A 25781-nucleotide genomic window follows, 5' to 3' on the forward strand; every position below is an offset into this window, starting at 1 on the left:
CTGAAGCGCCTCCCGCGGGCAGAGCCAACGCGGCTACTGTGGGAGGGGCTTCAGCCGCGACGCGATCTCAAGCGCCTTTTTCGCCTTTCTTCAGGCGCACTGCGAGTACATCGCAGGGCGCGCCGTGCAGTACGTCATTGGCAGTCGAGCCCAGCAACAGCGCCAGGCCGTGGCGGCCATGGCTGCCGACCACGATCAGGTCGCAACCCTGTTCTTCGGCCAGTCGGTGAATTTCCTGGCGCGGTTGCCCGTAGGCCAGGTGACGCTGATCAGCGGTGAGTTCCGGGTACTTGCCGGTAAAGCTGTCCAGGCGCTCGCGTGCCTGCTCGAACTGTTGTTGCTGCAGCATCGACAGATCCATCGGCACGTCACCACCGAAGGCCATGGCCATGGGTTCGACGATATGCACCAGAGACATCTTGGCGCCACTGGCCTTCGCCAGCTTCTGCGCACGTGTCACGACAGGGTCGCATTCCTCGGTCAGGTCGACGGCGACCAGAATGTGCTGGTAGGGCATGGTGAAATCCTCCTTAAAGGGGGGCAAATGGCTCTGTCTCAAGTATGGCCCCATTGTGTGGGATAGGGCGACTGGTCGTGAAAAAGGCAAAGAAAAGCCCGGTGCTAGCACCGGGCAAGAGTTGGGCCAGGCAGGCCGGAAACATGGAGCATCAGTGTTGGCTGGTGGCGTACTGGGCGGCAACGGCTTCCAGGCCTTCGATGATGCTGTCGGAATACTTGCTGATCAGGAAAGGTACGGTGTTTTCGTTGTAGTTGCGCAGGGATTTCTCGATGTAACGCCATTTGGTGCCGATGGAGTTCAGGGCCGCATTGATCTCCGGGGTGTTCTGCTGGGCGGCGCTGAGGTTGTTCAGCTTGCTGGCGAATTCGCCAGCAAGCTCGTCGATGGCGCGTTCTTCGCCGCCGCCGAAGAAGCTGGCGCCGACCGAGGCACTGCGTGAAGCGTAGTCCAGAGCGATGTTCTGCATCAGCAGGCTCTGCTCACGGCTCTTCTGCGTCAGCTGCGGTACGCTGAAACCGCTTTCTTGCTGAATCTTCTGATACAGCTCCTGACCAATGGCCATGATGCGTTGGTTGTTCTCAGCCAGATCGGCGACGGGTTGCAGGTCGGTGAAACCCTGGCTGCGCATGGCTTCCATCAGTGCCTGGAGCCCGCTGCGGTAACTTTGCCAATTGGTTTGCAGCTGCGCGCGTAGCGCCTTGCTTGCATCGCCGGGCATTTCGCCCAGGCCGTCCAGGTGCGCTTGGCCTTCCTGAAGGGACTCGCCAATCATTCGCGCGTAGCGCTGATCGCCTTCCATGCCGTTATACATGTAGAAGTCGCCCAGACTTTTCTGGGTTGCCAGGCGCAGCTGGTGCAGACGCAGCAGATCATCGGCTGGCGCAGCGCTGAGCAAGGAGGAGGAGAGCGACGTGAAGACGAAAAGGAGCAGGGCGCTCAGGGGAAATGCAAGCGAACGGCGGCTCGACATTGGCGACTCCGTGTGGCCCATCGTGGGGCTCGATTTGTTTTTGTATTGCCCTCAGGTGGCGCTGTGCCAGCTGAAAGTGAGACGACTGTACCCGCAGCGGGGCGATTTGGCTAGGCGCCTCGGCGTGTCTATACCAAGCAGGAAAACCCTCGCAATGGTGCGTTATTGACGCTGTTTATCGGAGCCGGCTGGAAGCCACGAATGACCAGGCCTGCAGAAATCGTCGGGAAATCGACGAAAAGAGGCCAATTGACAAGTGCAGGCTTTTCCGTGAAGGTGTGCACACCCAAATCAAACGGGCGTATGAATTGAGCGTTTGCCTTGTTAGGCGCGCCATATGCAGCCCGAATATCGCGTCGGTGGGTGTGTCGTACCGATTGGGGCTATGCTCGTGCGGCGCTGCCGCGGGCTGGCCTGCCGGTTGGCTCCGATGTGTACTGTTCAGCTTCCATACCGTGGAGATCAGTTGATGATTTACGAAGGTAAAGCCATCACGGTTAAGGCTCTTGAGAGCGGCATCGTCGAATTGAAGTTCGACCTCAAGGGTGAGTCCGTCAACAAATTCAACCGTCTTACCCTCAACGAGCTGCGCGCCTCCGTCGACGCGATCAAGGCTGACGGTTCGATCAAGGGCGTGATTGTCACCAGTGGCAAGGACGTGTTCATCGTCGGCGCCGATATCACCGAGTTCGTCGACAACTTCAAACTGCCCGACGCAGAGCTGGTGGCTGGCAACCTGGAAGCCAACAAGATCTTCAGTGATTTCGAAGACCTCGCCGTGCCGACCGTCGTCGCCATCAACGGCATCGCCCTGGGTGGCGGTTTCGAGATGTGCCTGGCCGCCGACTATCGCGTGATGAGCGCCAGTGCCAAGATCGGCCTGCCGGAAGTCAAACTGGGCATCTACCCGGGCTTCGGCGGCACCGTGCGCCTGCCGCGTGTGATCGGTACCGACAACGCCGTGGAGTGGATCGCTTCGGGCAAGGAAAACCGTGCCGAAGACGCCCTGAAAGTGGGCGCCGTCGATGCCGTGGTCAGTGCAGACAAGCTGCAGGCCGCCGCTCTCGATCTGGTCAAGCGCGCCATCTCCGGTGAGCTGGACTACAAGGCCAAGCGTCAGCCCAAGCTGGAAAAGCTCAAGCTCAACGCCATCGAGCAGATGATGTGCTTCGAGACCGCCAAGGGCTTCGTCGCTGGCCAGGCCGGCCCGAACTACCCGGCTCCGGTCGAGGCGATCAAGACCATTCAGAAAGCCGCCAACTTCGGTCGTGACAAGGCGCTGGAAGTCGAGGCCACCGGCTTCGTCAAGCTGGCCAAGACCTCGGTTGCCGAGAGCCTGATTGGTCTGTTCCTCAACGATCAGGAACTGAAGAAGAAAGCCAAGCACCACGACGAGATCGCTCGCGACGTGAAACTGGCCGCCGTACTCGGCGCCGGCATCATGGGTGGCGGCATCGCCTATCAGTCGGCCTCCAAGGGCACCCCGATCCTGATGAAGGATATCCGTGAAGAGGGTATCCAGATGGGCTTGAACGAGGCTTCCAAGCTGCTCGGCAAGCGCGTCGAGAAAGGCCGCATGACCCCGGCGAAGATGGCCGAAGCCCTCAACGCCATCCGTCCGACCATGTCCTACGGCGATTTCGGCAACGTCGACATCGTCGTCGAAGCCGTGGTCGAGAACCCCAAGGTCAAGCAAATCGTGCTGGCCGAGGTGGAAGATGCGGTGCGTGAAGACGCCATCCTGGCCTCCAACACCTCGACCATCTCCATCTCCCTGCTGGCCCAGGCGCTCAAGCGTCCGGAAAACTTCGTCGGCATGCACTTCTTCAACCCGGTGCACATGATGCCGCTGGTGGAAGTCATCCGTGGCGAGAAGTCCAGCGAAGTGGCCGTGGCCACCACCGTTGCCTACGCCAAGAAGATGGGCAAGAACCCGATCGTGGTCAACGATTGTCCCGGCTTCCTGGTCAACCGCGTACTGTTCCCGTACTTCGGCGGCTTCTCCAAGCTCCTGGGCTTCGGCGTCGACTTCGTGCGTATCGACAAGGTGATGGAGAAGTTCGGCTGGCCCATGGGCCCGGCTTACCTCTCCGACGTGGTCGGCATCGACACCGGCCACCACGGCCGTGACGTGATGGCCGAAGGCTTCCCGGATCGTATGGCTGTCGAAGGCAAGACTGCCGTCGACGTGATGTACGACGCCAATCGCCTGGGTCAGAAGAACGGCAAGGGCTTCTATGCCTACGAGACCGACAAGCGCGGCAAGCCGAAGAAGGTCACCGACCCGGCTGCTTACGAGCTGCTCAAGTCCATCGTAGTCGAAGAGCGTGAAGTCACCGACGAGGACATCATCAACTTCATGATGATCCCGCTGTGCATGGAAACCGTTCGTTGCCTGGAAGACGGCATCGTCGACACCGCAGCCGAGGCCGACATGGGCCTGATCTACGGTATCGGCTTCCCTCCCTTCCGTGGCGGTGCGCTGCGCTACATCGATTCCATCGGTGTTGCTGAATTCGTCGCCCTGGCTGACAAGTATGCCGAGCTGGGCGCCCTGTACCACCCGACCGCAAAACTTCGCGAAATGGCCGCCAAGGGCCAGAAGTTCTTCGGTTAATCGTGCAGCGAACAGAGCGAGAGTAGAAATATGAGCCTGAATCCTAGAGATGCAGTGATCGTCGACTTCGGTCGTACCCCGATGGGTCGTTCCAAGGGCGGCATGCACCGCAATACCCGCGCCGAGACCATGTCCGCGCACCTGATCAGCAAAGTGCTGGAGCGCAACGCCAAGATCGACCCGGCTGAAGTCGAGGACGTGATCTGGGGCTGCGTCAACCAGACCCTGGAGCAGGGCTGGAACATCGCGCGCATGGCGTCGCTGATGACCCAGATCCCGCACACCAGTGCCGGCCAGACCGTCAGCCGTCTGTGCGGTTCGTCGATGAGCGCCCTGCACACTGCCGTGCAGGCGATCCAGACCGGCAACGGTGACGTGTTCGTCGTCGGCGGTGTGGAACACATGGGCCACGTCGGCATGATGCATGGTGTCGACCCGAACCCGCACCTGTCGCTGTACGCCGCCAAGGCGTCCGGCATGATGGGCCTGACCGCAGAAATGCTGGGCAAGATGCATGGCATCAGCCGTGAGGCGCAGGACGCCTTCGGTGAGCGCTCGCACCGTCTGGCGCACAAGGCCACCGTCGAAGGCAAGTTCAAGGATGAAATCATCCCGATGCAAGGCTACGACGAGAACGGCTTCCTCAAGGTGTACGACTTCGACGAAACCATTCGTCCGGAAACCACCCTCGAGAGCCTGGCTGCGCTGAAACCTGCGTTCAACCCGAAAGGCGGCACCGTGACTGCAGGTACTTCCTCGCAGATCACCGACGGCGCCTCCTGCATGATCGTCATGAGCGCCCAGCGCGCCCAGGATCTGGGCATCCAGCCGATGGCGGTGGTTCGCGCCATGGCCGTTGCCGGTGTCGATCCGGCGATCATGGGTTACGGCCCGGTACCGTCCACTCAGAAGGCGCTCAAGCGTGCAGGTCTGAGCATGGCTGACATCGATTTCGTCGAGCTCAACGAAGCCTTCGCCGCCCAGGCCCTGCCTGTGCTGAAGGACCTGAAACTGCTCGACAAGATGGAAGAGAAGGTCAACCTGCACGGCGGCGCGATCGCCCTGGGTCACCCCTTCGGTTGTTCCGGTGCCCGTATCTCCGGTACCCTGCTCAACGTCATGAAACAGAACGGCGGCACCTTGGGTGTTTCCACCATGTGCGTGGGCCTTGGCCAAGGCATCACCACCGTCTTCGAGCGCGTTTAAGCGTTAGCGGACAGAAACCGGGGCCCCGTGCCCCGGTTTTGCTTTTTACGGCTTTTTATTTCGGGAACCGCTCATGCAGTTGCAGCCAGGACTTTATCGTCACTACAAAGGCCCGCAGTACCGTGTATTCGGTGTGGCACGCCATTCCGAGAGCGAGGAAGAGGTGGTCGTCTACCAGGCGCTGTACGGCGAGTTTGGCTTGTGGGTAAGACCGCTGAGCATGTTCTGTGAAGAGATCGAAGTGGACGGCGAGCGCGTTCCACGCTTTGCTTTGATTCAGGCCGAAGTCAGCCCCATCGGCGCTTCGCAAGTCTGACTGCGCAGCTCCCTGCGCTTGACCTTCGCTTGGTCGCCACTATATATAGCGGGGCCTTAGAGGGCGTCTACAAATTGCTGCTCTCGGCCATGCTGCGTTGAAACCAGCCTCAAAATGCTCATGTACAGCTCGTACAGCGCGCTTTTTCGACTGTTTTCGCCTTGCCTGACCTTCGCTCGCTGCTTTGTAAACACCTCCGGCTTCGTGCCTTCTATATTTCGCAATTCAGGAATTTTCTGATCCATGGGCAAATCGCTGGTCATCGTGGAATCCCCGGCCAAGGCCAAGACCATCAACAAGTATCTGGGCAGCCAGTACGTGGTGAAGTCGAGCATCGGCCACATCCGTGACCTGCCTACCAGCGGCTCGGCAAGTGCCACCAAGGAGCCTGCCAAGCGCGGCAAGGCTGCTGCTGGTGAAGCGCCTGCGCTGTCGCCCAAGGAAAAGGCCAAACGCCAGCTGTTCACCCGTATGGGCGTCGACCCCGAGCACGGCTGGAAGGCCAAGTACGAGATCCTGCCCGGCAAGGAAAAGGTGATCGAAGAACTGCGCCGCCTGGCCAAGGATGCCGACACCATCTATCTCGCAACCGACTTGGATCGCGAAGGGGAAGCCATTGCCTGGCACCTGCGCGAATCCATCGGTGGTGATGACAGCCGCTACAAGCGCGTGGTGTTCAACGAGATCACCAAGAAGGCGATTCAGGAAGCCTTCTCCAAGCCGGGCGAGCTGGACATCAACCGCGTCAATGCCCAGCAGGCGCGGCGCTTCCTCGACCGCGTGGTGGGCTACATGGTCTCGCCGCTGCTGTGGGCCAAGATCGCCCGTGGCCTGTCTGCCGGTCGTGTGCAGTCGGTGGCCGTGAAGCTGGTCGTTGCACGCGAGAAAGAGATTCGCGCCTTCGTCCCGGAAGAATACTGGGAAGTGCACGCTGACCTCGGCACCGCGAAGAACGCCAAGGTGCGTTTCGAGGTAGTGCGCGAAAGTGGCGCAGCCTTCAAGCCGGTCAATGAAGCGCAGGCCATGGCCGCGCTGGAGAAGCTCAAGGCTTCCAGCTACAGCGTGGTCAAGCGCGAAGACCGCCCGACCAGCAGCAAACCCTCGGCGCCCTTCATTACCTCCACCCTGCAGCAGGCAGCGAGCAACCGCCTGGGCTTCGGGGTGAAGAAAACCATGATGATGGCTCAGCGTTTGTACGAAGCGGGCTACATCACCTACATGCGTACCGACTCGACCAACCTGTCGAACGACGCGGTAGAGATGGTGCGTGGCTTCATCGGCAGCGAGTACGGCGACAAGTACCTGCCGGGCAAGCCCAACCTGTATTCGAGCAAGGAAGGCGCCCAGGAGGCGCACGAAGCGATTCGTCCGTCCGACGTCAATCTGCGCCCGACCCAGCTGTCCGGCATGGAGCGTGATGCCGAGCGCCTGTATGACCTGATCTGGCGTCAGTTCGTCGCCTGCCAGATGCCGCCGGCCGAGTACCTGTCCACCAGTGTCACCGTGGCTGCTGGCGACTTCGAGCTGCGCGCCAAGGGCCGCATCCTCAAGTTCGACGGTTACACCCGTGTGCTGCCGCAGCAGAGCAAGCCGGGCGAGGACGACGTCCTGCCGGAAATGAAGGAAGGCGAGGGCCTCAAGCTGATCCAGCTCGACCCCAGCCAGCACTTCACCAAGCCGCCGGCGCGCTACTCCGAAGCCAGCCTGGTCAAAGAGCTGGAAAAGCGCGGTATCGGCCGCCCGTCCACCTACGCGGCGATCATTTCCACCATCCAGGATCGCGGCTACGTCACGGTGCACAACCGTCGCTTCTATGCCGAGAAGATGGGCGACATCGTCACCGAGCGTCTCGACGAAAGCTTCGCCAACCTGATGGATTACAGCTTTACCGCCACCATGGAAGAGCATCTCGACGATGTGGCCCAGGGCGAGCGCGAGTGGAAGCACCTGCTCGACGAGTTCTACGGTGATTTCAAGAAGAAGCTCGAAGTGGCCGAGGCGGGTGAGGGCGGCATGCGTGCCAACCAGCCGACGCTGACCGATATTCCCTGCCGCGAGTGCGGCCGGCCGATGATGATCCGCACCGCCTCCACCGGCGTGTTCCTCGGTTGCTCGGGCTATGCGCTGCCACCGAAGGAGCGCTGCAAGGCCACCATCAACCTGGTGCCGGGCGATGAGATCGCAGCCGATGATGAGGGCGAGTCCGAGTCCCTGGTGCTGCTGGGCAAGCATCGCTGCCCGATCTGCGCCACCGCCATGGATGCTTATCTGCTGGATGAAACCCGCAAGCTGCACATCTGCGGCAACAATCCCGATTGTAGCGGCTACGAGATCGAGCAGGGCCAGTACCGCATCAAGGGCTACGAAGGCCCGAGCCTGGAGTGCGACAAGTGCGGTAGCCAGATGCAGCTCAAGACCGGCCGTTTCGGCAAGTTCTTCGGTTGCACCAATGCCAGCTGCAAGAACACCCGCAAGTTGCTCAAGAACGGTGAAGCGGCGCCGCCGAAGATGGACAAGGTGGATATGCCGGAGCTCAAGTGCGAGAAGGTGGACGACACCTACGTGCTGCGCGACGGCGCATCGGGCCTGTTCCTCGCTGCCAGCCAGTTCCCCAAGAACCGCGAGACGCGTGCGCCGCTGGTGCTGGAGATCGTCCCGCACAAGCACGAGATCGACCCCAAGTACCACTTCCTCTGCGATGCCCCGCAGAAGGACCCCGATGGTCGCCCTGCGGTGATTCGCTACAGCCGCAAGACCAAGGAGCAGTACGTGCAGTCCGAGGTCGATGGCAAACCCACTGGCTGGCGCGCGTTCTACGATGGCGGCAAGTGGAAGGTCGAGGACAAGCGCTAGCGTTTGGTCACGATCTGCCGCGCGTCGGCCTGGCGTCGTAACAGCGGCGCCCTGAATGCCTGACGAGATGCGCGTCAGGCAGGGCAGACGCGCGTATCATGACCCGATCTGCTGTGGAGGTCGCCGTAATGGCCAAAGAAATCTATACCCGTACCAACCAGAAGATTTTCTTCGCCGGTATTGCCCTGGATAACTGGCGCAAGGCCGAAGCGTCCTTCGCGTTCAATGTGCAGGCGCTGGTGCAGGCCGAGCGAGAAGCCGCGCTGTTTCACCTGTACGGTGGGCTGCTCGGGCTGTGTCATGAGATTGCCGGTTATTACCGCATGAACGACGCTACGCCTTCGCGTGTCGAGGCCTTCGTGCAGCAGGCGGTGCTTGAGGGCTCGCCCAGCCCTGAGCTGGCCGAGTTGGTCGAATTGGCGCAGCAGCGCGAAACCTGGCTGGCCGAGTTGCTGGCGGCCTATGCTGCGCTGTTCCAGCCGCCGCGTGAGGAGCGCAAGGCCAAGGTCGATCCGTCCATGCCGCTGATCACCGCTGTCAGCGTTGGCGAAGAGCCGGCCGAGCTGAGCCTCGATGATGTCGATGCCTGGCGTCAGCAACTCAAGGCGCTGGTGCTGCGTTTCCGCGAAGGCCTCAGCGAGTGCTGATTGGGTTTAACTGGACCAGTGGGCTGGGGATGACCCCGGCTGACTGTTACAATGTCGTGTTTTTGCACAGAGACTGAGCCATGCCAACATCCTTCCTGGAAATCGTCGAACTGCCCGATGGGCGTATTGCCCTGCGTCGCGCAGAGGATGAAGAGGCGCTGGTGACTCTGGACTTCTCCGCTGATGCCAAGGCTTTTCTGCAGGGGCAGCACATCGAGGTGGCCAAGGCCATGCTCAATGTCGGCGTGCAGATGGCTGGCCGAATGGCTGAAGGCGATTTCAGTAGTGAAGAAGAAGGCTCGCGCGTTCTGCACTGAAGCCGCTACGGCTTAACGCAAACGGGGCTCCAATGGAGCCCCGTTTTCGTTGGTGGATCTTTAGCCCAGGCTGATATTCAGGCTTTGCGCCCCGCCGGCATTGGCGGCCTGCGCAAGGCGCTGGCGAGTGCTGTTCTCGACCGGATGCAGCCAACTGATCACGGTATGGCTGCGCCCGAGCTTCAGGGCTTCTTCCGCCAGTGCCAGGGCATTCTGCCCCTGCCGTGGATGCAGCAGGAGAATACGCTCACGGTTCAGGCCAGCTTCGCGCAGCCAGCTTTGCGTAAGGCTTGCTGGTGGTGCCACCAGGGTCAGCCAGCGCGCATCCTGGTTCTCGCTCAGCTCGCGTAGAATCGGGGCCAGCAAGTGCAGGCAGTGACCGGCAGCGCCACGCAGGGCCAGTTCGCTGAACGCCTGATCATCCTCGCTACGAGTGATGTCATTGGTCGCTAACCGTGGCTCGCTCGACGTTCCGGCAAGAAAGGCGTCGAAAAGGGGAAGTTGTGGGCGCTCGAACGACTGCTGCACGTACATGGTGTCTCCTCAGCGGCGGATTACACCGACGCTCAAACCTTCGATGACCAGATCCTGGTGTTCCAGGTCCACTTCGATCGGGGCAAACTCAGGATTCTCGGCAATCAGCCAGACCTTGTTGCCCTCGCGCTTGAAGCGTTTGACCGTCACTTCATCGTCGATACGGGCGACGACAATCTGGCCATTACGGGCTTCACGGGTGGTGTGCACGGCGAGCAGATCGCCATCGAAGATGCCGATGTCTTTCATGCTCATGCCGCGTACACGCAGTAGATAGTCGGCTTTGGGCTGAAAGAATGCCGGATTGATCTGGCAGGATTCCTCGACATGTTGCTGTGCAAGGATCGGTGCGCCGGCGGCGACACGGCCGATTACCGGGAGGCCCGCATCCTCGTTCGCGGCACCTGCCTCGAAGCCGGGAATGCGAATGCCGCGTGAAGCGCCTGGAGTCATCTCGATAGCCCCCTTGCGGGCGAGGGCCTTGAGGTGCTCTTCTGCGGCGTTGGGCGATTTGAACCCCAGTTCCTGAGCGATTTCCGCGCGGGTGGGTGGGTAGCCGTTGTCTTCCAGGCAGCGTTTGATGAAGGCGAGAATCTCGGCTTGGCGTGGCGTCAGTTTCAGCATGGCTGGGCTCTGTCTTTTTATACAGTGACTGGGATTATATACAGTAAGCGAGTCTTGGCAATGTCCATTTTTTGGATGCCTGCCGTCCGGCTTGTTACCCATGCCGGGTAATCTGCGTCTCTGCTTGTTGTAAGCTGTGACCAGCCGGCCAAAAGACGGCTCATGCGGCTTGACAATTCAGTGGGATGAAACGTATGTTTCAAACAAGTGTTTGTCAGGTGATAACTCATGGCTCAGTCGGAAACCGTTGAACGCATTCTCGATGCTGCGGAACAGCTGTTCGCGGAAAAAGGCTTCGCCGAGACATCGCTGCGTCTTATCACCAGCAAGGCCGGGGTCAACCTGGCTGCCGTCAATTACCACTTCGGTTCGAAGAAGGCGCTGATTCAGGCGGTCTTCTCGCGTTTCCTCGGGCCTTTCTGCGCCAGCCTGGAAAAGGAACTTGATCGCCGTCAGGCCAAGTCTGAAACCCAGGTTTCCCTGGAGGAGCTGCTCGAGCTTCTGGTCGAGCAGGCCCTGGCCGTTAAGCCGCGCAGCGGCAATGACCTGTCCATCTTCATGCGCCTGCTCGGTTTGGCCTTCAGCCAGAGTCAGGGTCACTTGCGCAAGTACCTGGAAGAGGTCTACGGCAAGGTGTTTCGTCGTTACATGCTGCTGGTGCATGAGGCTGCGCCGCGCATTCCGCCGCTTGAGCTGTTCTGGCGTGTGCACTTCATGCTTGGCGCCGCGGCGTTCAGCATGTCCGGCATCAAGGCGCTGCGGGCGATGGCCGAGACCGATTTTGGCGTCAACACCTCGATCGAGCAGGTGATGCGCATGATGGTGCCGTTCCTGGCTGCAGGCATGCGTTCTGAGACTGGGGTTGCCGACCCCGCCTTGGCTGGCGCGCAACTCAAACCGCGCAGCAAGACACCGAGCGCCGCGCCCAAGGTTTGACCTGACGGCAGGTGGGCTTGGCTTCGCCCTGCGGCCTGCTAAGCTAGCGGCCCATGTCCGATCTCGATTTACTCCATATCTCCATTGCCGACCAGGCGCTTTACGGCTTTCGTGCTGGGCGGCTGCTGCTGAGCTTGCCTGTCTCCACGGCGTTCAATGGGGTGGGTGAACTTAACGGTTCAGGCTGTACGCCGCGCGGGCTGCATCAGGTACGCGCGAAGATCGGCGCAGGTTTGCCTCTGGCCGCCGTATTGCGCGGTCGTCGCTGGACAGGGGAGGTGTGGTCACCTGAGCTGCACGAGCAGTTTCCTGGCCGCGACTGGATTCTCACCCGTGTTCTCTGGCTAAGCGGTCTTGAGCTGGGGCGCAATCGCCTGGGCGATGTCGATACCTTTCGCCGTTACATTTATCTGCATGGCACACCGGATACGGAACCCATGGGTACCCCGTTGTCCCATGGCTGCATTCGTTTGCGTAACGCCGACATGCTGGCGCTTTTCGAGCGCGTACCGCCGCACTGCAAGGTACGTATCGATGAGGCGCCCTGCCCGCAGTGGGCTGCAGACCAAGACTTCACGTAAGGAAATACACTCATGCAAGGCTCTTTGATGATGGACATCGCTGGCACCTGGTTGACCGCCGAGGATCGCCAGATGCTGCGCCAGCCCGAAGTGGGCGGTCTGATCATTTTTGCCCGCAATATCGAATCGCCGCGCCAGGTTCGCGAGCTGTGCCAGAGTATCCGTGCCCTGCGCCCGGATCTGCTGCTGGCGGTGGATCAGGAAGGTGGTCGGGTACAGCGTCTGCGCCAGGGCTTTCTGCGTCTGCCGGCGATGCGCGCCATCGCCGACAACGACAATGCCGAGGAGCTGGCCGAGCATTGCGGCTGGCTGATGGCCGCCGAGGTGTTGGCGGTTGGCCTGGATCTGAGTTTCGCGCCGGTACTGGATCTCGACCACCAGCGCAGTGCGGTGGTTGGCAGTCGCGCCTTCGAGGGTGATCCGCAGCGGGCCACCACGCTGGCGGCCGCTTTCATCCGCGGCATGCATCAGGCGGGGATGGCCGCTACCGGCAAACACTTCCCCGGGCACGGCTGGGCCGAGGCGGACTCTCATGTCGCCATCCCGCTCGACGAGCGCAGTCTCGATGATATCCGCGCTTGCGACATGCAGCCGTTCAAGCGTCTGGTGCACGAGCTCGATGCAGTGATGCCGGCGCATGTCATCTATTCTCAGGTTGACGAGCACCCGGCTGGCTTCTCCCGTCGCTGGTTGCAGGACATCTTGCGCGGCGAGTTGGGCTTCGAGGGTGTGATTTTCAGCGACGACCTGTCCATGGCCGGTGCCCATGTGGTCGGCGATGCCGGCAAGCGTATCGAGGCGGCACTGGCTGCGGGGTGCGATATGGGCCTGGTGTGCAATGACCGCGCTTCGGCCGAACTGGCGCTCAGTGCCTTGCAGCGTCTGCGAGTGACAGCGCCTGCGCGCCTCGAACGCATGCGTGGCCGTGGTTATGCCACTACCGAATACCGCCAGGTGCCACGCTGGCTTACCGCTGTGGCGGCCCTGAGAGCTGCACAGTTGCTCGACTGAGGATCTGCCTATGACTGTCTACGCCATTATCGGCGGCACCGGCCTGACCCAGCTGGAAGGGTTGACGATTCACGAAGCGCTGCCGCTGGATACCCCTTACGGGGCGCCCTCCGCCGATATCCTGCGGGGCAGTTACGCCGGGCGCGAAGTGCTGTTTCTCGCCCGCCATGGCCAGCCGCACCGGATTCCTCCGCATCAGGTGAACTACCGGGCCAACCTCTGGGCGCTCAAGCAGGCCGGCGCCAAGGCCATTGTCGCGGTCAATGCGGTGGGGGGGGATTCATGCTGCCATGGGCGCTGGGCATTTCTCCGTGCCACATCAGATCATCGATTACACCTCCGGGCGTGCGCACACCTTTTACGAAGGCGATCTGGAGCACGTGACCCACGTCGATTTCAGCCTGCCGTACGACAAGCAACTGCGCGAGGCGTTGGTGGCGGCGCTGCGGGCCGAAAACGCGGCATTCAGCGATCACGGAATCTATGGTTGCACTCAGGGGCCGCGACTGGAAACGGCGGCGGAAATCGCCCGCATGGAGCGCGATGGCTGCGACCTAGTAGGCATGACCGGCATGCCCGAAGCGGTGTTGGCGCGCGAATTGGCGCTGCCCTATGCCTGCCTGGCGCTGGTGGTGAATCCGGCGGCGGGGAAATCCAGCGCGCTGATCACCATGGCCGAGATCGAGCGAGTGATCGAGCAGAGCATGGGGACGGTCAAGGCGGTGTTGGCACGCGTGCTGAGTAACTAGCTTCTCTACAAAGGCAGCGGTCAATGCCCGTCAGTCAGGCGTCGACGCGCCGAATCCGTAGGCGCGGCGCCCCGCCGCGAATCAGGGCGGAGCGCACTTGAAAAACTTCGCCCTGGGGCGAGGCTCCTACGCAAGGCTGGCGGCATCAGATTTCCGCTCAGAGCGGGCTGATGCGTACCAGTGCGCCCAGGCTGCCATGGTCCAGGTAGGTCAGGCTGTTGTCCTTCAGGCGCTGAGCCACTTTCATGTGCTCGCTGCTCTCGAGCAGGCCGTCGCCGCTGAATTGGTTGATCCACAGCTCCAGGTCCAGGTCGGCAAAGCGCTCCTGAGTAAAGCTCAGGGTGCCTTCGACCACTTGATGGCCGAAGCGCTCTTCACCGCTGCTGACGGCCACTCGGCTCGGCGAGCTGCCGATGGTCTGGCTCCAGGCCTTGTGCAGCAATACCTGATAACCGCTGCCCGGATTGAGCTTGGCCGCCTCGCCATCTAGCGTTGTCGGGCGTTCGTTGCCAGTGATCGGCAATGCTGTGCCCGCCCAGTCGTCCGGTGCCACCTTGGGGGCGAAGACGGGTTCGCCGGCCTGGCGGAATACCAGCAATTCGACCTGATAAAGACGTTCGGCAAAGGCGCTCGGTGCCAGCAGGCAGAGCAGCAGGGCGATCAGGTGCAATGGGCGCATGTGTGAGTCCTTCAGGTGGTGGGCGCGAGGCGCTCGAGCAGGGCTTCCAGGGTGTTGAAGCGTTCTTCCGCGCGCTCCATCGGCACCTGGATCTTGAAGACGGTGGCGCCTTCGAACTTGTAGCGTTTTGGCTGAGCCTGGATCAGTTTGATCAGGGTCAGCGGGTCGACGCAGGTTTCCGCGGCGAACTCGATTCGTCCACCCTGCGGGCCGGCGTCGACCTTGCTGATGCCGAGCTTGTCGGCCTGCAGCTTGAGCAGGGTCAGGCGCATGAGGTTCTTGGTCGGCTCCGGCAGCAGGCCGAAACGGTCGATCATCTCTACCTGAAGCTCCTTCAGACCGTCCTCGTCGCTGGCATTGGCGATGCGTTTGTAGAGGATCAGGCGGCTGTGCACGTCGGGCAGGTAGTCCTCGGGGATCAGCGCCGGTACACGCAGGTTGATCTCCGGGCCGCCGCCCAATGGCTGGTCGAGGTTCGGCTGCTCGCCTTTCTGGATAGCCTTGACCGCGCGTTCGAGCATTTCCATGTAGAGGGTGAAGCCGACCGCTTGAATCTGCCCGCTCTGGCCGTCGCCAAGCAGTTCGCCAGCGCCGCGGATTTCCAGGTCATGGGTGGCGAGGACGAAGCCGGCGCCGAGGTCCTGAGCGCCCGCGATGGCCTCCAGGCGTTTTTCCGCATCCGGGGTCATCTGCTTGCGCGGTGGCGTCAGCAGGTAGGCGTAGGCCTGGTGGTGGCTACGACCGACACGGCCGCGCAACTGGTGCAGCTGGGCCAGGCCAAACTTGTCGGCGCGGTCGATGATGATGGTGTTGGCGCTAGGCACGTCGATACCGGTCTCGATGATGGTCGAGGCCACCAGCACGTTGAAGCGCTTGTGGTAGAAGTCGCTCATCACCTGCTCGAGATCGCGTTCGCGCATCTGCCCGTGACCGATGCCGATACGCGCTTCGGGCACCAGCTCGGCCAGCTCACTGGCGCATTTCTCGATGGTCTTTACATCGTTGTGCAGGTAGTAGACCTGGCCACCGCGCAGCAGCTCGCGCAGCAGCGCTTCCTTGATGGTCGGCTTGTTGCTTTCCATGACGAAGGTGCGCACCGACAGACGCCGCGCTGGTGGCGTGGCGATGATCGACAGGTCGCGCATGCCGGCCACGGCCATGTTCAGCGTGCGCGGGATTGGCGTGGCAGTCAGGGTGAGGATGTCGACCTCGCTGCGCAGGGCCTTGAGCTGTTCCTTCTGGCGCACGCCGAAGCGGTGTTCCTCGTCGATGATGGCCAGACCGAGGTTGTGGAACTTGACGTCGTCCTGCAGCAGCTTGTGCGTGCCGATGACGATATCCACCTTGCCTTCGGCCAGTTGCTGCACGGCCTCGCCGACTTCCCTGGCGCTCTTGAAGCGGCTCATCACCTCGACCTTCACCGGCCAGTCGGCGAAGCGGTCGCGGAAGCTGTTGTAGTGCTGCTGGGCGAGCAGGGTGGTGGGCACCAGCACGGCGACCTGCTTGCCGCTGTGCGCGGCGATGAAGGCGGCGCGCATGGCCACCTCGGTCTTGCCGAAGCCGACGTCGCCGCAGACCAGGCGATCCATCGGCTTGCCGGCCAGCATGTCGGCGCGCACGGCATCGATGGCGGCCTGTTGGTCCGGGGTTTCCTCGAAGGGGAAACCAGCGCTGAAGGTGGCGTAGTCCAGTGCCGGGTCCTGGAAGGCGAAGCCTTCGCGAGCGGCGCGGCGGGCGTAGATGTCGAGCAACTCGGCGGCAACATCGCGCACCTGTTCGGCCGCCTTGCGCTTGGCCTTCTGCCAGACCTCCGAGCCGAGGCGATGCAGCGGCGCCAGGGCATCGTCACTGCCGGTGTAGCGGGCGATCAGATGCAGGCTGGCCACGGGTACGTAGAGCTTGGCTTCGTCGGCATACTGCAGGGCGAGGAATTCGGCGGCCTGGCCATCGAACTCCATGGTCACCAGGCCCAGGTAGCGGCCGACGCCGTGATCGATATGTACCACCGGCGCGCCTTCGCGCAGCTCGGTGAGGTTCTTGATCACGTTGTCGCCGCCTTCTCGGCCTTTTTCGCGGCGGCGACGCTGCATCACGCGCTGGCCGAACAGCGGGCTTTCGGCGATCAGTGCCAGGTCGTCGAGCAGCAGGCCTTCATCCAGTGGTGCGATGCAGATGTTGAGGCGTTCAGGGCTGGCGACGAAGGCCGGCCAGCCCTCGACTTCCCGGGGTTTGAGCTTGAGGCGGGCGAGCAGTTCCAGCAGCACTTCGCGGCGACCGGCTGATTCGGCGCAGAACAGCACGCGGCCTGGATATTCTTCGATAAAGCGGCGCAACGCCGCCAGCGGCTCGCCGGCCTTGGCCTGAATCGCCAGGTCGGGCAGGGCGCGTGCGTCAAAACGGGTCTGGCCGACGCCGGGCTCGATATCGTCCTGATTGACCACTACGCGCGGCCAGCTCTTCAGGCGGGCGAAGCAGTCCTCGACCGGCAGGAAAATGTCGGCAGGTGGCAGTAGCGGGCGCTCCGGGTCGACTCGGCGGTCCTCATAGCGGCTCCGCGCATCTGTCCAGAAATGCTCGGCAGCCTTTTCGATGCCGGGCAGGGAAAATACCTGGGTGTCGCCTGGCAGGTAGTCGAACAGGGTGTCTGTCTCTTCGAAGAACAGCGGCAGGTAGTACTCGATGCCGGCGGGGGTGATGCCGGTGGAAAGGTCCTGATAGATCGGGCAGCGACGGAAATCCACGTCGAAGCGCTCGCGGAAACGCCCGCGGAAATCGGTGACAGCTTTCTTTTCCAACGGAAATTCACGCGCCGGCAACAGACGGATCGACTCGACCTTGTCCACCGAGCGCTGGGTCTCGGGGTCGAAGGTGCGCAGGGTTTCGATTTCGTCGTCGAACAGGTCGATGCGGTAGGGCGTGTCACTGCCCATCGGGAACAGATCGATCAATGCGCCGCGCACGGCGAACTCGCCGTGTTCGTAAACGGTGTCGACGCAGCGGTAGCCGGCGGCCTCCAAGCGGCCGCGCATCTGCTCCACATCGAGTTTCTGGCCTACATCCAGCACCAGGCTGCCACACAGCAGAAAGCGCTTCGGCGCCAGGCGGTGTAGGGCGGTGGTGATCGGCACTACGAGGATGCCGCGGCTCAGCTGCGGCAGGCGATAGAGTGCTGCGATGCGTTGCGAGATGATGTCCTGGTGCGGCGAGAAGACATCGTAGGGCAGGGTTTCCCAGTCGGGAAAGTGCAGCACTGGCAGGTCGGGGGCGAAGAACACCAGTTCTTCCTGCAGCCGCTCGGCGCTCTGGCTGCCTTCGGTGAGTACCAGCGTGAAGCGTCCGGCATTGCTGGCCGCTTCGGCGATAGTTAGAGACAGCGCGGCGCCGGGCAGGTTACCCCACTGTTGTTTGCCGGCGCTGGCCGGTAGAGACGGAAGACGCAGTACGGACACGGGCGGCTCACGGTCGTGACGAAAGGCCGGGAATTGTAGCGGGGCTTGGTGGTCAATGTCAGTCGCGACAGGCGCGCATTGCTCATGCCCGCGCGCGCCGTCATAATGTAGCCCCTTTTTTCAGCCCCTACATGTGGAAGGTACTGCCCGTGACTCAGAAGCCCGACCAGTGTCTCGGTGAATGGATCGATCGTGAAGCCCTCGCGGAAGCGATGATTCCGCTGATTGGTCAGCTCTATCGCAACAACAATGTGGTGACCTCGATCTATGGCCGTGGCCTGATCAACCGTTCGGTCATCGACATCCTCAAGGCTCACCGTTTCGCTCGCCATCGCCTTGCCGATGAGGCTGAACTGTCGGTGCACGACACCTTCCCCATGCTCAAGGCCATGAGCGAGCTCAAGCTGGGCGCCGCCTCCGTGGACCTGGGCAAGCTGGTTGCCAAGTTCAAGGCCGAAGGCGCTGGTCGCAGCGTCGAGCAGTTCGTCAAGGACGAGCTGGCCGAGGTGGTCGGCAAGCAGAACGGTTCCGGTCGTGAAGGCACCGATGTGGTCCTCTACGGCTTTGGTCGTATCGGCCGCCTGCTGGCGCGCATCCTGATCGAGAAGACCGGTGGTGGCGACGGCCTGCGCCTGCGTGCCATTGTTGTGCGTAAGGGTGCCAGCAACGATCTGGTCAAGCGTGCCAGCCTGCTGCGTCGTGACTCGGTACACGGCAAGTTCAACGGCACCATCACCATCGATGAAGAGAACAACACCCTGACGGCCAACGGCAACCTGATCCAGGTGATCTATGCCAAGGACCCGAAGGAAGTCGACTACACCCAGTACGGCATCAAGAACGCACTGTTGGTGGACAACACTGGTGTGTGGCGTGATGCCGAGGGCTTGGGTCAGCACCTGGCCTGCCCGGGCGTCGATCGCGTCGTTCTCACCGCACCTGGCAAGGGCGCGCTGAAGAACATCGTGCACGGCATCAACCACAGCGAAATCACCGCTGAGGACAAGATCATCTCCGCGGCTTCCTGCACCACCAACGCCATCGTGCCGGTGCTCAAGGCGGTCAATGATCAGTACGGCATCGTCAACGGTCACGTCGAGACCGTTCACTCGTACACCAACGACCAGAACCTGATCGACAACTTCCACAAAGGCAGTCGTCGTGGTCGTAGCGCCGCGCTGAACATGGTCATCACCGAAACCGGCGCTGCTACCGCTGCGGCCAAGGCGCTGCCGGTTCTGAAAGGCAAGCTGACCGGCAACGCCATTCGTGTGCCGACGCCGAACGTGTCCATGGCCATCCTCAATCTGAACCTGGAGAAGGCCACCACTCGCGAAGAGATCAACGAGTACCTGCGCCAGATGGCCATGCACTCGGATCTGCAGAAGCAGATCGACTTCGTCAGCTCGCAGGAAGTGGTATCGACCGACTTCGTCGGTTCGCGCCATGCCGGCGTGGTGGATGCCGAAGCCACCATCGCCAACGATAACCGCGTTGTGCTGTACGTCTGGTACGACAACGAGTTTGGTTACAGCTGCCAGGTGGTGCGCGTGATGGAAGACATGGCTGGGGTCAACCCGCCGGCCTTCCCGCGTTAAGCGTCAAGGTTGCAAAAAAAACGGGAGCTTCGGCTCCCGTTTTTTTATGCCCGGAATCTGGCCTGGCGAGGTTGTCGAGTTGATCTCGGGCAGCATCGAGTTTGTTGCGCCCTGTTACCGAAAGGCCAAAAAAAGCAAGCGCTTGGGTGGTCAGTGCCGGGGGGCGTCTTTATAATCAAGCGGATTTTTTACCCAGGTTTGGCGCCTTCCTCCACGCCCATATCGTATCGGCGTGGTCGGGTCTATTAGACCTTCGGTAGCGCCGCCTGTCCTATAAAAAGCTTTCTAAATCAGTGGTTAGGCAAACCTATGATCAAACTAAAGCATGGGCTTGATTTGCCCATAACGGGTGCGCCGGCACAGCGTATCGAGGCCGCCAGGCCCGTACGCAGTGTCGCCGTCATCGGCTTCGACTATCACGGGATGAAGCCGACGATGGAAGTGCAGGTCGGTGACCGGGTCAAACTCGGTCAATTGCTGTTTACCGACAAGAAGACACCCGGCGTGCGCTATACCGCCCCTGCGGCTGGCGTGATCAGCGCCATCCATCGTGGTGAGAAGCGTGTCCTGCAGTCCGTTGTCATCGACATCGAAGGCGACGAGCAGGAAACCTTCAGCCAGTATGCTGCCGACCAACTCGACTCACTGAGCGACGAGCAGGTTCGCGAGAACCTGCAGCAGTCCGGTCTTTGGACTGCGCTGCGCACCCGTCCGTTCAGCAAGGTGCCGGCGCTGGATGCCGTACCCAGCTCGATTTTCGTGACTGCAGTCGATACCCACCCGCTTGCCGCCGATCCTGCGGTGATCATCGGTGAACATGCCGCTGACTTCGAAAACGGCCTGAAGGTTCTCGGTAACCTGGCCAAGATCTTCCTGTGCAAGGCCGAGGGTGTCAGCCTGCCGGGCGAGCATGTTGCCAAGGTGCAAAGCGAAGCCTTTGCCGGCCCGCACCCGGCGGGGCTGCCAGGCACTCACATTCATTTCCTCGACCCGGTCAGCACCAGCAAGAGTGTCTGGCAAATCGGTTATCAGGACGTGATCGCGGTGGGCAAACTGTTCACCACCGGCCAGCTGTTCGTCGAGCGTGTGGTTGCGCTGGGCGGTCCGGTCGCCGAGCAGCCGCGTCTGCTGCGCACGCGTCTGGGCGCCAACCTGGAAGAACTCACCGCCGGTGAGCTCAAGCCAGGTTTCAATCGTGTGATTTCCGGCTCGGTGTTCGGCGGTCGTACCGCTCAAGGTGCCTTCGCCTTCCTCGGCCGTTACCACAACCAGGTGTCTTGCCTGGTGGAAGGCAACGACCGCGAGATGATGCATTACCTGCGTGCCGGCGTTAACAAGCACTCGGTATTGAACATCTTCGTCTCCAAGCTGGCCGGTGCCAAGCTGTTCAACTTCACCACTACCACCAACGGCAGCCCGCGCGCCATGGTGCCGGTGGGCAACTACGAAGCCGTGATGCCGCTGGATATCCTGCCGACTCAACTGCTGCGCTATCTGATCGTTGGCGACACCGAGATGGCTCAGAAACTGGGTTGCCTGGAACTCGACGAAGAAGACCTGGCTCTGTGCACCTATGTGTGCGCCGGCAAGTATGAATATGGCCCGATCCTGCGGGACAACCTCACCCGCATCGAGAAGGAGGGTTAATCCGTGGGCATTCGTGCATTCCTCGACAAGATCGAGCACAACTTCGAAAAGGGCGGCAAGTACGAGAAGTGGTATGCCCTCTACGAGGCCATCGACACCTTCTTCTATCGTCCTGGCAGCGTGACCAAGACCACCGCTCACGTGCGCGACGGCATCGACCTCAAGCGCATGATGATCACCGTGTGGCTGTGCACCTTCCCGGCGATGTTCTTCGGCATGTGGAACACCGGCTACCAGGCCAACCTGATCTTCGCTCAGAGCCCCGAGCTGCTGGCGAGCCAGGAAGGCTGGCGTTTCGCCCTGATCGGCTCGCTGGCCGGTTTCGATCCGAACAGCCTGTGGGACAACTTCATCCAGGGCGCCGCCTACTTTCTGCCCGTCTACGCGGTGACCTTCATCGTCGGCGGCTTCTGGGAAGTGCTGTTCGCTTCGATCCGCAAGCATGAAGTCAACGAAGGCTTCTTCGTCACGTCCGTGCTGTTCGCCCTGATCCTGCCGCCGAGCATTCCGCTGTGGCAGGTCGCTCTGGGCATCAGCTTCGGTGTGGTGATCGGCAAGGAAGTGTTCGGTGGTACCGGCAAGAACTTCCTCAACCCGGCACTGACCGGCCGTGCCTTCCTGTTCTTCGCCTATCCGGCGCAGATGTCCGGTGATGCGGTCTGGACGGCGGTCGATGGTTTTGCCGGCGCCACTTCGCTAAGCCTGGCAGCCTCCGGCGGCATCGAGAACGTGATCAACAACGGCATCACCTGGATGGACGCCTTCGTCGGCACCATTCACGGCTCGCTCGGCGAGACCAGCACCCTGGCGATTGCCATCGGCGGCCTGGTCCTGCTGATCACCAAGATCGCCTCCTGGCGCATCGTCGTCGGCGTGATGCTGGGCATGATCGGCCTGAGCCTGCTGCTTAACCTGATCGGTTCCACCACCAACCCGATGTTCGCCATGCCCTGGTACTGGCATCTGGTAGTGGGCGGCTTTGCCTTCGGCATGTTCTTCATGGCCACCGACCCGGTGTCGGCGTCGATGACCAACACCGGCAAATGGATCTTTGGTGCTCTGATCGGTGTGATGGTGGTGCTGATCCGTGTGGTCAACCCGGCCTTCCCCGAGGGCATGATGCTGGCGATTCTGTTCGCCAACCTGTTTGCACCGCTGATCGACCACTTCGTCGTTCAAGCCAATATCAAGCGGAGGCTGGCACGCAATGTCTAGTCAAAAAGAATCCACCGTCCGCACGCTGACGGTGGCCGTGCTGGTGTGTCTGGTGTGCTCGGTGTTCGTCGCCGGCGCAGCCATTGCACTGAAGCCGACTCAGGTTGAAAACCGCCTGCTGGACAAGCAACGCAGCATCCTGGCCATTGCCGGCCTGGGTGAGGCGGGCATGTCCGGCGCCAAGGTCAAGGAGCTGTTCGACAGCACCATCACCGCCAAGCTGGTGGATCTGGAGAGTGGCAAGTTCTCCGATGCCTTCGACCCCATCACCTTCGACCCACTCAAGGCAGCCAAGGATCCGAAGACCTCCAGCGCGCTCAAGGGCAGTGAGGATATCGCCGGTATCAAGCGCCAGGAGCGTTACACCACCGTTTACATGGTGGAAAAGGACGGTGAAGTCGAAACCCTGATCCTGCCGGTGCGCGGCTACGGCCTGTGGTCGACCCTGCACGGCTTTATCGCGGTCAAGGGTGATCTCAATACCGTGGTTGGCATGGGCTTCTACCAGCACGGCGAGACTCCTGGTCTCGGCGGCGAGGTGGACAACCCGAAATGGAAGGGCCAGTGGCCAGGCAAGACCCTGTTCGACGACAACGACAAGTTGGCCGTACAGGTGGTCAAGGGCGGCGTAGATCCGCAAAGCCCGAACGCTACCCACCAGGTCGATGGCCTGGCCGGCGCCACTCTGACCAGTGTCGGTGTGGACAACCTGCTGAAGTTCTGGCTTGGCCAGAACGGCTTCGGTCCGTTTATCGCTAACCTGCGTGCAGGGGAGGCTTGATCATGTCGCAGCCGACTATTAAAGAAGTCCTGCTCAACCCGGTCTTCAACAACAACCCCATTGGCCTGCAGATCCTCGGGATCTGTTCGGCCCTGGCGGTCACCTCGAACCTGCAGACCGCACTGGTGATGTCTGCCGCGCTGACCCTGGTGACCGGTTTCTCCAACCTGTTCATCTCTATGATCCGCAGCCAGATCCCCAGCTCGATCCGCATGATCGTGCAGATGGTGATCATCGCCTCGCTGGTGATCGTGGTCGATCAGGTGCTCAAGGCCTACGCCTTCAGTCTGTCCAAACAGCTGTCGGTGTTCGTCGGTCTGATCATCACCAACTGCATCGTGATGGGTCGCGCCGAAGCCTTCGCCATGCAGAACCCGCCGGTGCTGTCGTTCTTCGACGGTATCGGTAACGGCCTGGGCTACAGCGCCATGCTGGTTGCCCTGGGCATCATTCGCGAGCTGTTCGGCGCGGGCAAACTGATGGGTTACGAGATCTTCTCGGTGGTCAATGACGGCGGCTGGTACCAGCCCAACGGCATGCTGCTGCTGCCGCCATCGGCATTCTTCCTGATCGGTCTGTTCATCTGGGCCATCCGTAGCTGGAAGAAGGATCAGATCGAGGCCAACGCTTACAAGATGGCGCCTCAGGTATCCAGCAAGGAGGCCTATTAATGGAACATTACATCAGCCTGTTCGTCCGTGCGGTGTTCGTCGAGAACATGGCGCTGGCGTTCTTCCTCGGCATGTGTACCTTCATCGCCATCTCCAAGAAGGTGGAAACCGCCATCGGCCTCGGCATCGCCGTGGTCGTGGTGCTGGGTATCACCATGCCGGTGAACAACCTGATCTACACCAATATCCTCAAGGATGGTGCGCTGGCCTGGGCCGGCCTGCCTGAGGTAGATCTGTCGTTCCTCGGTCTGCTGACCTTCATCGGGGTGATCGCTGCACTGGTACAGATCCTCGAGATGACTCTGGATAAGTACGTGCCGTCGCTGTACAACGCCCTCGGTGTGTTCCTGCCGCTGATTACCGTGAACTGCGCCATCATGGGTGGCTCGCTGTTCATGGTCGAGCGCGACTACAACCTGGCCGAAAGCACCGTCTACGGCATCGGCGCTGGCGTGTCCTGGGCGTTGGCGATTGCTGCGCTGGCTGGTATCCGCGAGAAGCTCAAGTACAGCGATGTACCGGCTGGTCTGCAGGGTCTGGGCATCACCTTCATCACCATCGGTCTGATGTCGCTGGGCTTCATGTCCTTCTCCGGCGTGCAGCTGTAAGGAAAGGATGAACAGATGAATTACGAAATCTTCCTCGCCATCGGCATGTTCACCGCCATCGTTCTCGCGTTGGTGCTGATCATTCTCGCTGCTCGCGCCAAGCTGGTTTCCAGCGGCGACGTGAACATCGAAATCAACGGCGAAAAAACCATCGTGGTCCCGGCTGGCGGCAAGCTGCTGCAAACCCTGGCCGACAACGGCATCTTCCTGTCGTCCGCTTGCGGTGGCGGCGGTACCTGCGCCCAGTGCAAGTGCATCATCGAGTCTGGCGGTGGCGAGATGCTCTCCACCGAAGAGTCGCACTTCACCAAGCGTGAGGCCCGCGAAGGCTGGCGCCTGTCCTGCCAGGCCGCGGTCAAGCAGGACATGAAGATCGAAGTGCCAGAAGAAGTCTTCGGCGTGAAGAAGTGGGAATGCACGGTGGAGTCCAACCCCAACGTCGCCACCTTCATCAAGGAGCTGACGCTGAAGCTGCCGGAAGGTGAAAACGTCGACTTCCGCGCCGGTGGTTATGTGCAGCTGGAATGCCCGCCACACACCGTGTACTACAAGGACTTCGACATCCAGGAGGAGTATCGCGGCGACTGGGACAAGTTCAACCAGTGGAAGTACGTGTCCAAGGTCGACGAGACCGTGATCCGTGCCTATTCCATGGCCAACTACCCGGAAGAGCGCGGTCTGGTGAAGTTCAACATCCGTATCGCCTCGCCGCCCCCCGGCAAGGACGATCTGCCGCCGGGCAAGATGTCGTCCTACGTGTTCAGCCTCAAGCCGGGCGACAAGATCACCGTGTACGGGCCCTTCGGTGAGTTCTTCGCCAAGGACACCGACGCCGAGATGGTCTTCATCGGTGGTGGTGCCGGCATGGCGCCGATGCGTTCGCACATCTTCGACCAGCTCAAGCGCCTGAAGTCCAAGCGCAAGATCAGCTTCTGGTATGGCGCGCGTTCCATGCGCGAGTCGTTCTACAACGAAGAGTACGATCAGCTGGCCGCGGAAAACCCGAACTTCCAGTGGCACCTGGCGTTGTCCGACCCACAGCCGGAAGACAACTGGAACGGCCTCAAAGGCTTCATCCACAACGTGCTGTACGAGAACTACCTGAAGGACCACCCGGCTCCGGAAGATTGCGAGTTCTACATGTGCGGCCCACCCATGATGAACGCCGCGGTGATCAAGATGCTGACCGACCTGGGTGTCGAGCCGGAGAACATCCTCCTCGACGACTTCGGCGGCTAACGCATGAGGTCTG

The 25781-nt window shown here is 61.4% G+C and carries 23 protein-coding genes and 1 pseudogene; 17 read left to right on the forward strand and 7 right to left on the reverse strand.

The features are described 5' to 3' along the window. Positions 1–67: 67 nt before the first annotated feature. Positions 68–517, reverse strand: coding sequence for a universal stress protein (locus tag BLT86_RS02220; protein WP_017677654.1), 450 nt, complete (start codon positions 515–517; stop codon positions 68–70). A gap of 151 nt (positions 518–668) precedes the next feature. After that, positions 669–1490, reverse strand: a complete 822-nt coding sequence (locus tag BLT86_RS02225; protein WP_090337351.1) for a hypothetical protein — start codon at positions 1488–1490, stop codon at positions 669–671. A gap of 469 nt (positions 1491–1959) precedes the next feature. Here BLT86_RS02225 and fadB point away from each other — a divergent pair, with 469 nt between their 5' ends. From fadB to BLT86_RS02240, 3 genes are all read left to right on the forward strand, one after another. Continuing rightward, a complete protein-coding gene (gene fadB / locus BLT86_RS02230) occupies positions 1960–4107 on the forward strand; it encodes a fatty acid oxidation complex subunit alpha FadB (RefSeq protein ID WP_017677652.1) in 2148 nt (715 codons plus the stop codon). 30 nt (positions 4108–4137) lie between these two features. After that, complete coding sequence (gene fadA, locus BLT86_RS02235; RefSeq protein WP_045734553.1) at positions 4138–5313, forward strand: acetyl-CoA C-acyltransferase FadA; 1176 nt, start codon at positions 4138–4140, stop codon at positions 5311–5313. A 73-nt stretch (positions 5314–5386) separates the two neighbouring features. After that, on the forward strand, positions 5387–5629 hold the full coding sequence (locus tag BLT86_RS02240) for a DUF1653 domain-containing protein (protein WP_017677650.1): 243 nt from the start codon (positions 5387–5389) through the stop codon (positions 5627–5629). Between the two features lie 56 nt (positions 5630–5685). On the opposite strand, the gene BLT86_RS02245 is transcribed toward BLT86_RS02240, so the two are convergent. Next, positions 5686–5874, reverse strand: coding sequence for a hypothetical protein (locus tag BLT86_RS02245; protein ID WP_064495897.1), 189 nt, complete (start codon positions 5872–5874; stop codon positions 5686–5688). Between BLT86_RS02245 and topA the strand changes: the two genes are divergently transcribed. From topA to BLT86_RS02260, 3 genes are all read left to right on the forward strand, one after another. Further along, entirely contained in the window at positions 5873–8482 is a 2610-nt protein-coding gene (gene topA, locus BLT86_RS02250) for a type I DNA topoisomerase (RefSeq protein ID WP_017677648.1), read from the forward strand. The genes BLT86_RS02245 and topA overlap by 2 nt on opposite strands. 128 nt (positions 8483–8610) lie before the next feature. Continuing rightward, complete coding sequence (locus BLT86_RS02255) at positions 8611–9129, forward strand: DUF6586 family protein (protein ID WP_090337349.1); 519 nt, start codon at positions 8611–8613, stop codon at positions 9127–9129. 80 nt (positions 9130–9209) lie between these two features. Then, a complete protein-coding gene (locus BLT86_RS02260; RefSeq protein WP_017677646.1) occupies positions 9210–9446 on the forward strand; it encodes a hypothetical protein in 237 nt (78 codons plus the stop codon). Positions 9447–9506: 60 nt separating this feature from the next. Here BLT86_RS02260 and sulA read toward each other — a convergent pair whose 3' ends face one another. Both sulA and lexA read right to left on the reverse strand, forming a co-directional pair. Then, complete coding sequence (gene sulA / locus BLT86_RS02265; protein WP_017677645.1) at positions 9507–9980, reverse strand: SOS-induced cell division inhibitor SulA; 474 nt, start codon at positions 9978–9980, stop codon at positions 9507–9509. 9 nt (positions 9981–9989) lie between these two features. Beyond that, positions 9990–10604 carry a transcriptional repressor LexA gene (lexA, locus tag BLT86_RS02270; RefSeq protein ID WP_021488554.1) on the reverse strand — a complete coding sequence of 205 codons (615 nt, stop codon included), beginning with the start codon at positions 10602–10604 and terminating at the stop codon, positions 9990–9992. Positions 10605–10832: 228 nt separating this feature from the next. Between lexA and BLT86_RS02275 the strand changes: the two genes are divergently transcribed. The 4 genes and pseudogenes from BLT86_RS02275 (at position 10833) to BLT86_RS02290 (ending at position 13881) form a co-directional block, all read left to right on the forward strand. Next, positions 10833–11540, forward strand: coding sequence for a TetR/AcrR family transcriptional regulator (locus BLT86_RS02275; protein ID WP_003462062.1), 708 nt, complete (start codon positions 10833–10835; stop codon positions 11538–11540). 53 nt (positions 11541–11593) lie between these two features. Beyond that, entirely contained in the window at positions 11594–12121 is a 528-nt protein-coding gene (locus BLT86_RS02280; protein WP_045734555.1) for a L,D-transpeptidase, read from the forward strand. A 12-nt stretch (positions 12122–12133) separates the two neighbouring features. Next, positions 12134–13132: a beta-N-acetylhexosaminidase gene (gene nagZ, locus BLT86_RS02285; RefSeq protein WP_090337347.1), complete on the forward strand. Its 999-nt coding sequence runs from the start codon at positions 12134–12136 to the stop codon at positions 13130–13132. Positions 13133–13142: 10 nt separating this feature from the next. Then, positions 13143–13881 (forward strand): annotated as a pseudogene (locus BLT86_RS02290) (S-methyl-5'-thioinosine phosphorylase). Between the two features lie 157 nt (positions 13882–14038). On the opposite strand, the gene BLT86_RS02295 reads toward BLT86_RS02290, so the two are convergent. Together BLT86_RS02295 and mfd are read right to left on the reverse strand one after the other, a co-directional pair. Beyond that, entirely contained in the window at positions 14039–14560 is a 522-nt protein-coding gene (locus tag BLT86_RS02295) for a CsiV family protein (RefSeq protein WP_090337343.1), read from the reverse strand. An 11-nt stretch (positions 14561–14571) separates the two neighbouring features. Further along, positions 14572–18009, reverse strand: coding sequence for a transcription-repair coupling factor (mfd, locus tag BLT86_RS02300; RefSeq protein WP_090337341.1), 3438 nt, complete (start codon positions 18007–18009; stop codon positions 14572–14574). A 131-nt stretch (positions 18010–18140) separates the two neighbouring features. On the opposite strand from mfd, the gene BLT86_RS02305 reads away from it, so the two are divergent. From BLT86_RS02305 to nqrF, 7 genes are all read left to right on the forward strand, one after another. Next, positions 18141–19607, forward strand: a complete 1467-nt coding sequence (locus BLT86_RS02305; RefSeq protein WP_017677638.1) for a glyceraldehyde-3-phosphate dehydrogenase — start codon at positions 18141–18143, stop codon at positions 19605–19607. A 309-nt stretch (positions 19608–19916) separates the two neighbouring features. Then, positions 19917–21254, forward strand: coding sequence for a Na(+)-translocating NADH-quinone reductase subunit A (locus tag BLT86_RS02310; protein WP_026088634.1), 1338 nt, complete (start codon positions 19917–19919; stop codon positions 21252–21254). 3 nt (positions 21255–21257) lie between these two features. Further along, positions 21258–22469, forward strand: a complete 1212-nt coding sequence (locus BLT86_RS02315) for an NADH:ubiquinone reductase (Na(+)-transporting) subunit B (RefSeq protein ID WP_059391810.1) — start codon at positions 21258–21260, stop codon at positions 22467–22469. Continuing rightward, a complete protein-coding gene (locus tag BLT86_RS02320) occupies positions 22462–23250 on the forward strand; it encodes a Na(+)-translocating NADH-quinone reductase subunit C (protein ID WP_026088633.1) in 789 nt (262 codons plus the stop codon). Before BLT86_RS02315 ends, BLT86_RS02320 begins: the two co-directional genes overlap by 8 nt. After that, positions 23247–23921: an NADH:ubiquinone reductase (Na(+)-transporting) subunit D gene (locus BLT86_RS02325; protein WP_169886855.1), complete on the forward strand. Its 675-nt coding sequence runs from the start codon at positions 23247–23249 to the stop codon at positions 23919–23921. Before BLT86_RS02320 ends, BLT86_RS02325 begins: the two co-directional genes overlap by 4 nt. Further along, positions 23921–24529, forward strand: a complete 609-nt coding sequence (nqrE, locus tag BLT86_RS02330) for an NADH:ubiquinone reductase (Na(+)-transporting) subunit E (protein ID WP_017677633.1) — start codon at positions 23921–23923, stop codon at positions 24527–24529. Before BLT86_RS02325 ends, nqrE begins: the two co-directional genes overlap by 1 nt. A gap of 15 nt (positions 24530–24544) precedes the next feature. After that, positions 24545–25768, forward strand: coding sequence for an NADH:ubiquinone reductase (Na(+)-transporting) subunit F (gene nqrF, locus BLT86_RS02335; protein WP_064495905.1), 1224 nt, complete (start codon positions 24545–24547; stop codon positions 25766–25768). The last annotated feature ends 13 nt before the right edge of the window (positions 25769–25781 follow it).

The sequence above is a fragment of the Pseudomonas sihuiensis genome (assembly GCF_900106015.1).
Lineage (GTDB): Bacteria > Pseudomonadota > Gammaproteobacteria > Pseudomonadales > Pseudomonadaceae > Aquipseudomonas > Aquipseudomonas sihuiensis.